This window comes from Bradyrhizobium sp. (assembly GCF_016462955.1).
Classification (GTDB): domain Bacteria; phylum Pseudomonadota; class Alphaproteobacteria; order Rhizobiales; family Xanthobacteraceae; genus Bradyrhizobium.
On the sequence record NZ_JAEMSD010000205.1, the window covers coordinates 1 to 8,114 of the forward strand.

Below are 8,114 nucleotides of genomic sequence, written 5' to 3' on the forward strand. Positions count from 1 at the left end.
CCGATCCGCACCGAATTGGCGATGGCCGTGAACTTGCCGATGGCGGCGTCGGCGATATCGCAGTTCTCACCGAGATAGGAATAGTCGCCGAGCGAGGCATATTCGATGCGCGTGCCCGCGAGGATCTCGCAGCGTCGCCCGATCTGCGCCTCGCGCCGGCGCACCGTTTCATGGATGATGGTTTCCGCGATCTTGGGGCGGGGTGCGGCATCCATGAGATGGCTCCGAGTGCAGGTGCGTAGGGTGGGTTAGCGCAGCGCAACCCACCACTCTGGTTTTCCGCGGAGAACAGAAGAAGTGGGTTACGCCATGCAGTCTGCGCTTCGCGCAGCCCGCTTGGCTAACCCACCCTACGATTCTGTGCTTGCCGCCTTACGCGTGCAGCTTCTGCAATTCCTTCAGGATCGCTTCGCCCATCTGTGTGGTGGAGACAGCCGTGGTGCCCTCCGACTTGATGTCGGCGGTGCGCAGGCCGCTGGCGAGCACCGCGGCGATGGCTTGGTCGACCTTGTCGGCTAGATCGCCCATGTCGAAGGAATAGCGCAGCGCCATGCCGAAGGACGAGATCATCGCGATGGGATTGGCAAGGCCCTGGCCGGCGATATCAGGCGCTGAACCGTGCACGGGCTCGTACAGCGCCTTGCGCTTCCTGCTCTTGACGTCAATCTCGCCGAGCGAGGCCGAGGGCAGCATGCCGAGCGAGCCGGTGAGCATCGCCGCGATGTCGGACAGCATGTCGCCGAACAAATTGTCGGTGACGATGACGTCGAATTGCTTCGGCCATTTCACCAGCATCATGCCGCCGGAATCGGCGAGCTGATGCTCCAGCGTGACATCAGGGTATTCGCGCTTGTGGACCTGAGTCATGACCTCGTTCCAGAGCACGCCGGACTTCATGACGTTGCGCTTTTCCATCGAGGTCACCTTGTTCTTGCGCTTCCTGGCAAGCTCGAAGGCGACGCGCCCGATGCGCTCGATCTCATAGGTGTCGTAGACCTGGGTATCGATGGCGCGCTTCTGCCCGTTGCCGAGATCGGTGATGGTCTTGGGCTCGCCGAAATAGACGCCGCCGGTCAGCTCGCGCACGATCATGATGTCGAGCCCCTCGACCGCTTCGCGCTTCAGGCTCGAAGCCTCCGCCAGCGCCGGGTAGCACACGGCAGGACGGAGATTGGCGAACAGGGCGAGATCCTTGCGCAGGCGGAGCAGGCCGGCCTCGGGACGCACCTCGTACGGTACGGCATCCCATTTCGGGCCGCCGACCGCCCCGAAGATCACGGCATCGGCGTCCTTGGCCTTGGCCATGTCGCCCTCGGAGATCGAGACCTTGTGGGCGTCGTAGGCCGAGCCGCCGACGAGGCCGGTATCCGTCTCGAACCTGGCGATCCCGGCCGAATTGAGCCAGTCGATCAGCCGCTTCACCTCGCCCATCACCTCGGGGCCGATACCGTCGCCGGGAAGCAGCAGCAGTTTGTGGGTCGCCATGGTCGTGTCCTTTTCGATCCTCTCTCGTCATTCCGGGACGCGCCTCTCTGCGCGGGCCCGGAATCCATAGCCACCAACTGGAGTTATGGATTCCGGGCTCGCGCTCCGCGCGCCAGGGAATGACGGTCGGCCGGAGTGCTAGAGCGGCGTTGCGCGCTTGGCAAGACACCATTGCCGCCTCGCCGCTGTGCAAGACGTACGGGTCCTGCCACACTGGGCAAGCCGGAGTACCCCCTTGCACGTCCAAGCCCCACTCGACCCGCGTCCCGCGCGGCTGATCCTGACGCTGTCGCTGGCGGCAACGGTCGGGCTCGGCATCGGCCGCTTTGCTTATGCGCTGGTGCTGCCCGACATGCGGGAGGACCTCGGCTGGTCCTATTCTGCGGCCGGTTTCATGAACACCATCAATGCCGTCGGCTATCTCGTCGGCGCGCTTCTGGCGTCCCGGCTGATCCAGCGCGTCGGCTGGTCGGTCGCCATCCGCGGCGGAACCCTCGCTTGCCTCGCCGCGCTCGCGACCTGTGCGCTGACGGGCAACTTCGTCGCGTTGAGCCTGGCGCGGCTCGTGTTGGGTCTCGGGGCCGCGATCGGCTTCGTCGCCGGCGGCGCGCTCGCGGCCACCATCGCGCAGTCGCGGCCCGAACGAGCCAATTTCCTGCTCAGCCTGTTCTATGCCGGGCCCGGCATCGGCATTCTGTCCTCGGGCCTGATCGCCCCGTTCACGCTGCAATATTTCGGGCCGGGCTCGTGGTGGATCGTGTGGTGGGCGCTGACGCTGCTGTCCGTCGTGATGACGATCCCGCTGTTCCTGATCCGGATCGAGAGCAGCGTCCGCTTCTCGGATGGCGGTCAGGGCTCGTTCGCGGTCCTGCCGGTGCTGATCTATCTCGCCGGCTACTTCCTGTTCGGCGCCGGCTACATCGCCTACATGACCTTCATGATCGCCTATGTGCGCGACGGCGGCGGCGGGGCCGCGGCGCAGGCGGCGTTCTGGGGCCTGATTGGCCTATCCGCCTTCGTTACGCCCTGGGCCTGGCGCGGCGTGCTGGCGCTCGATCGCGGCGGACTCGCCACCGCCATCATCCTTGGCACCAACGCGCTGGGTGCAGCCTTGCCGATGCTGGGACATTCGCCGGCCTGGCTCGCGGTCTCCGCCGTGGTGTTCGGCGTCGCGTTCTTCGCTGTGGTCGGCTCGACCACGGCCTTCGTGCGCTTCAACTATCCGCCCGAAGTGTGGCCGACGGCGATCGCGGCGATGACGATCTCGTTCGGCGTCGGCCAGACGCTCGGGCCGATCGCGGTCGGCGCGATCACGGATGCGCTGGGGAGCCTGAGCTACGCGCTGAATGTGTCGGCGGCTCTATTGGCGCTCGGGGCGGTGGCGGCGCTGTGCCAGCGGAAGGTGGGGCCGGCCTAGCCGTCATTCCGGGGCGCGCGTAGCGCGAACTATGGTGCGCAATTGCGCACCTGAGAATCCATTCATCGACCTGCACTGCGGCACAATGGATTCCGGGTTCTCGCTTCGCGAGCCCCGGAATAACAGAGTCAATCAACTCCCGCTGAACGAATTATACCCCTGGTCTTCCCAATAGCCGCCCTTGTAGTCGTTGGTGACCTCCATCGAGATCACGTATTTTGGGTTCTTGAAGCCGAGCTTGGTCGGCACGCGGATCTTCATCGGGAAGCCGTAGGCGCGCGGCAGGATCTCGTTGGCGTATTTGAAGGTCATCTGGGTCTGCGGATGCAGCGCGCTACGCATGTCGAGCGGTGAATTGTAGCCGTCCTTGTCGGCGCACTGGAACCAGACATATTGAGCGCGCGTGTCCGCGCCGATCAGTTTCAGGAAATCGCGCAAGGGCGTGCCGGTCCAACTGCCGATCGCGCTCCAGCCCTCGACGCAGATGTGACGCGTGATCTGCGTGACCTGCGGCAGCTTGTAGAGCTCCTCCAGCGTCCAGGATTTCTTGTTGTCGACGAGGCCGCGGACCTCGAGCTTCCAGTCTGCGGCCGCGATATCGGGCGCGTCGTCGAGGTCGTAGTAGGCATTGAACGGGAACGGCTTGGTGATCGCGCTCTCGGGGAAGGTCGGCGCCAGCGCGTCGGGATTGAACATCCAGGCCTGCACCGCGTCATTGAACTTCGAGACCTTCGCCAGCATGGTCTCCGCCGAGGACGAGTCGATGACGTCGCAACCCGTGAGCAGCGTCAGCGCCCCCAGGCTGGCGCCGCCCGCAATGAAGCGGCGGCGAGCGAGATCAGGCATGGTCTTGATGGAATCCTTGATCAGCAGCCGCTTGTCGACGCCGGGGATCAGGAACGGACGCTTGGCCATGACAATTCTCCTGTTCAGCGACCGATGATCATCGCGCGCAGGCTCTTCGGCACGAGCAGCGCAAGCAAGACGTGAACGACCAGGAAGGCGCAGATCGCGGCCATGCAGAAGAAGTGGACATAACGCGCGGCCGGATAATCGCCGAACAGCATCACGAGGTAATAGAGCTGCACCGGCTTCCACATCGCAAGGCCGGACAGCACGATCAGGATAGCGACCACGAGGATGCCGGCATAGAGCAGGCGCTGAACGTACTTGTAGACGGTGAGATCGTCATGGCCGAGCTTGAAGGTCAGCGCAGCCCTGACGTCGTGGAGCACGCCTGACGCCGTGATCGGCAAGAGTTTCTTCCGGAAGCGGCCGGTGGCGATGCCGGTGACGAGATAAGCGAGGCCGTTGATCATCAGCAGCCACATCGCCGCAAAGTGCCAGAGCAGGCCGCCGCCGAGCCAGCCGCCGAGCGTGTATTCGCGCGGGAAGCGGAAGTCGAACAGCGGCGAGGCGTTGTAGATCTGCCAACCCGACAGGATCATCAGGATCATGGCAAGCGCGTTGATCCAATGCATGACCCGCACCCAGGCCGGCTGGACCACTTTGGCCTTGGTGTTGGCTCCGACCTGGTCGTCGGTGACTGTGAGGCTCGCCATGATGGTTCCGTCCTGATCTATCCGTGCTGGAGATCGAGTGTCGGGAATTATACGCCAGGCGGTCGGTTTTCGTTACATCCCTCTCGGCCATCGAATCGATGCCGCCGGGCTATTCTGGTCACAAAAAAGCGAGCCGGGCATCCCCGGCTCGCGGTCTGAAACCATCCTGTACGGGGATGAAACAGGATCGGGCGGTGTTACGTCGCCGGCATCAGCACGGTGTCGACCACATGGATGACGCCGTTGGACTGGTTGACGTTGGAGATGGTCACCATCGAGGTGCCGCCCTTGGCGTCGACGATCCAGACCTTGCCGTCCTGCTTCTTGACGGTCAGTTCCTCGCCCTCGGCGGTCTTCAGCTTCTTGCCGTCGGCGAGGTCGGAGGCCGTGAGCTTGCCCGGCACGACATGATAGGTGAGGATCTTGGTCAGCGTCGCCTTGTTCTCGGGCTTGACGAGATTGTCGACCGTGCCGGCCGGCAGCTTGCCGAAGGCGGCGTTGGTCGGCGCGAACACCGTGAACGGACCCTTGCCTTCCAGTGTCGGCACCAGGCCGGCCGCCTTCACCGCTGCCACCAGCGTGGTGTGATCCTTCGAGTTGACCGCGTTCTGGACGATGTTCTTGGACGGATACATCGCAGCGCCGCCGACCATGACGGTCTTCTCCTCGGCGCGCACGGGCGCGACGACGGTCGCGGTGACGGCGATGGCGCTGAAGGCGGCGGCAGCGAGATAGGCAATGCGCTTCGACATGGAGGTCTCCCGTTTGAATTGGTGCCGGCGAGTGCCGGCGTGAAGTTGAGGCAACAACGGCGCCTGCGACAGTGAGGAGAGATGCAGCAGTGCCGTCGTTGCACCGAACTACGGGAGGGTTCGCGATGTGGTTTCGGATTAAAATTCTTTGTGATGGGCGAAACTATCGGCGCGGATGTTCGTGGGAGCCGAGCGCGCGGTAAATCCTCGCTGTCGTCCCGGACAAGCGTAGCGCAGATCCGGGACCCATAACCCCAGGGAGATGTCGTGACACGAGATGGCCACTCCGAGCCCTCGCCAAACTATTCGCTGTGGTTATGGGTCCTCAGATGCGCAATTGCGCATCGTAGCTCGCGACTTCGTCGCGCGCCGGGACGACAACAGAGAATCTGGCACGCTCTGCGCGTCTCAATCCCTGTTGTTCGGCGTCTGGATGAAGCCGCGGTTATGGGTCGGGCTGATCAGGAGCTCGTTGATGCAGACGCGCGCGGGCATGCTGGCGATGAAGGCGATGGTCCGGCCGAGATCTTCCGGCTGCAGCATCTTCGCCTGCTCCTCCTCGCTCGGCACCACCGGGCGCAGCTTGAGGATCGGCGTTGCCACCTCGCCCGGCATCAGGCAGCAGGCGCGCAGGCCGTTGATGCATTCGTCCATGTTGAAGGAATGGGTCAGCGCCAGCACCGCATGCTTGGTCGTGGTGTAGGCCGGACCCGGCATCTTCGAGACGTGGCGGCCGGCCCAGGACGAGACGTTGATGATCACGCCGTCCTGTTGCCTGCGCATCGTCGGCAAGACCGCGTGCATGCAATAGAGCACGCCGTTGAGGTTGACCTTGACGAGCTCGTCCCAGCCTTCCAGTTCCATGTCCTTCCAGCTGCGCTTGGGGATGTTGATACCGGCGTTGTTCACCAGCAGGTCGATGCGGCCGTGGCGGGCGACGATCTCGTCCGCCGCCTTCTGTGCCTCGGCGGCCTTGGACACGTTCAGTGCAATCGCCTCGGCCGCGCCGCCCGCTTTCGTGATCTTCGCGACCACGGCATCCAGCGCATCCTTGCGGCGGCCCGACACCACCACCGTCCAGCCGTCGGCAGCCAACGCCGCCGCGCCGGCTTCGCCGATCCCGCTGCCACCGCCCGTCACCCAGGCCACGCGTTTCCCGTTCTTGGTCATGCAAACTGTCTCCGTTGCTTCATCGGGGCGGTTTTTGCTAATCCAGCCCTCGGTTTTGACCGGCCTCTGCCGGCGAGGAATGTTGCATGAACCGAGCTGCCAACGCCAACCTGTTTTCCCGCCTGTTCGACGGCCTCGACGATCCGAAACGGCTCGCAATCGAGACCCATGACGGCGCCCATATCAGCTATGGCGAGCTGATCGCGCGCGCCGGGCAGATGGCGAATGTGCTGGTCGCCCGCGGCGTGAAGCCGGGCGACCGCGTCGCGGTGCAGGTGGAAAAATCCGTCGCCAACATCGTGCTGTATCTCGGCACGGTGCGCGCCGGCGCGGTCTATCTGCCGCTCAACACCGCCTATACGCTGAACGAGCTCGACTATTTCATCGGCGATGCCGAGCCGTCGCTGGTGGTGTGCGACCCCGCCAAGGCCGAAGGCCTCGCGCCGATCGCCGCGAAGGTGAGCGCCAAGGTCGAGACGCTTGGCCCCGACGGCAAGGGGTCGCTGACGGAGGCTGCAGACAAGGCCAGCAGCGAGTTCATCACGGTGCCGCGTGAAAACGACGATCTTGCCGCGATCCTCTACACCTCGGGCACCACCGGACGCTCCAAGGGGGCGATGCTGACGCACGATAATCTCGCGTCCAACTCTCTGAGCCTCGTGGGCTATTGGCGCTTCACCGACAAGGACGTCCTGATCCACGCGCTGCCGATCTATCACACCCACGGCCTGTTCGTGGCAACCAACGTGACGCTCTTCGCGCGGGCGTCGATGATCTTCCTGCCGAAGCTCGAGCCGGACCGGATCATCAAGCTGATGGCGCGCGCGACGGTGCTGATGGGCGTGCCCACCTTCTACACGCGGCTGCTGCAGAACCCCGCGCTGTCGCACGAGACCACGAAGCACATGCGGCTGTTCATCTCGGGTTCGGCGCCGCTCCTGGCCGAGACCCATCGCGAATGGTCGGCGCGCACGGGCCATGCCGTGCTCGAGCGCTACGGCATGACCGAGACGAACATGAACACGTCTAACCCATACGACGGCGAGCGCGTGCCCGGTGCGGTCGGCTTCCCGCTGCCCGGCGTTTCCGTGCGCGTCACCGATCCCGAGACAGGGAAAGAGCTGCCCCGCGAGGAAATCGGCATGATCGAGGTCAAGGGGCCGAACGTCTTCAAGGGCTATTGGCGCATGCCGGAGAAGACCAAATCCGAATTCCGTCCCGACGGGTTCTTCATCACCGGCGATCTCGGCAAGATCGACGCCAAGGGTTACGTCCACATCCTCGGCCGCGGCAAGGATCTCGTCATCTCCGGCGGCTTCAACGTCTACCCCAAGGAGATCGAGAGCGAGATCGATGCCATGCCCGGCGTGATCGAATCCGCCGTCATCGGTGTGCCGCATGCCGATTTCGGCGAGGGCGTCACCGCGGTGCTGGTGCGCCAGCCCGGCGCGAGCATCGATGAAGCGGCCGTGCTGAAGGGCCTCGACGGACGCCTCGCGAAATTCAAGATGCCCAAGCGGGTCTTTGTCGTCGACGAGCTGCCGCGCAACACCATGGGCAAGGTGCAGAAGAACATCCTGCGCGAGACGTACAAGGATATCTACAAGAAGAAGTGAGACGCGCACGCTCTCGCTTTCGTCATTGCGAGGAGCCGTTGCGACGAAGCAATCCAGACTGCCTCCGCGGAAAGATTCTGGATTGCTTCGCGGCGCTCGCAATGACGGAGGG

7 protein-coding genes and 1 pseudogene are annotated in these 8,114 nt (G+C 64.1%); 2 read left to right on the forward strand and 6 right to left on the reverse strand.

What is annotated here, in order from left to right:
- Positions 1 to 215 (reverse strand): annotated as a pseudogene (locus tag JHD07_RS20615) (acetyltransferase); the annotation flags it as partial.
- Positions 216 to 372: 157 nt separating this feature from the next.
- Positions 373 to 1,485 (reverse strand): 3-isopropylmalate dehydrogenase, encoded by a 1,113-nt coding sequence (gene leuB / locus JHD07_RS20620; protein ID WP_291625264.1) that lies wholly within the window; start codon positions 1,483 to 1,485, stop codon positions 373 to 375.
- 235 nt (positions 1,486 to 1,720) lie between these two features.
- Between leuB and JHD07_RS20625 the strand changes: the two genes are divergently transcribed.
- A complete protein-coding gene (locus tag JHD07_RS20625; protein WP_291625265.1) occupies positions 1,721 to 2,902 on the forward strand; it encodes a YbfB/YjiJ family MFS transporter in 1,182 nt (393 codons plus the stop codon).
- 132 nt (positions 2,903 to 3,034) lie between these two features.
- Here JHD07_RS20625 and JHD07_RS20630 read toward each other — a convergent pair whose 3' ends face one another.
- From JHD07_RS20630 to JHD07_RS20645, 4 genes are all read right to left on the reverse strand, one after another.
- The gene (locus JHD07_RS20630; RefSeq protein ID WP_291625266.1) at positions 3,035 to 3,817 is read right to left on the reverse strand and encodes a molybdopterin-binding protein; all 783 of its coding nucleotides are present in this window, start codon (positions 3,815 to 3,817) and stop codon (positions 3,035 to 3,037) included.
- A 14-nt stretch (positions 3,818 to 3,831) separates the two neighbouring features.
- Positions 3,832 to 4,464 carry a cytochrome b/b6 domain-containing protein gene (locus JHD07_RS20635; RefSeq protein WP_291625268.1) on the reverse strand — a complete coding sequence of 211 codons (633 nt, stop codon included), beginning with the start codon at positions 4,462 to 4,464 and terminating at the stop codon, positions 3,832 to 3,834.
- Between the two features lie 197 nt (positions 4,465 to 4,661).
- Positions 4,662 to 5,216, reverse strand: a complete 555-nt coding sequence (locus tag JHD07_RS20640; protein ID WP_291625270.1) for a fasciclin domain-containing protein — start codon at positions 5,214 to 5,216, stop codon at positions 4,662 to 4,664.
- 408 nt (positions 5,217 to 5,624) lie between these two features.
- Positions 5,625 to 6,386 carry an SDR family NAD(P)-dependent oxidoreductase gene (locus JHD07_RS20645; protein ID WP_291625271.1) on the reverse strand — a complete coding sequence of 254 codons (762 nt, stop codon included), beginning with the start codon at positions 6,384 to 6,386 and terminating at the stop codon, positions 5,625 to 5,627.
- A gap of 86 nt (positions 6,387 to 6,472) precedes the next feature.
- Here JHD07_RS20645 and JHD07_RS20650 point away from each other — a divergent pair, with 86 nt between their 5' ends.
- Positions 6,473 to 8,002: a malonyl-CoA synthase gene (locus JHD07_RS20650; protein ID WP_291625273.1), complete on the forward strand. Its 1,530-nt coding sequence runs from the start codon at positions 6,473 to 6,475 to the stop codon at positions 8,000 to 8,002.
- The last annotated feature ends 112 nt before the right edge of the window (positions 8,003 to 8,114 follow it).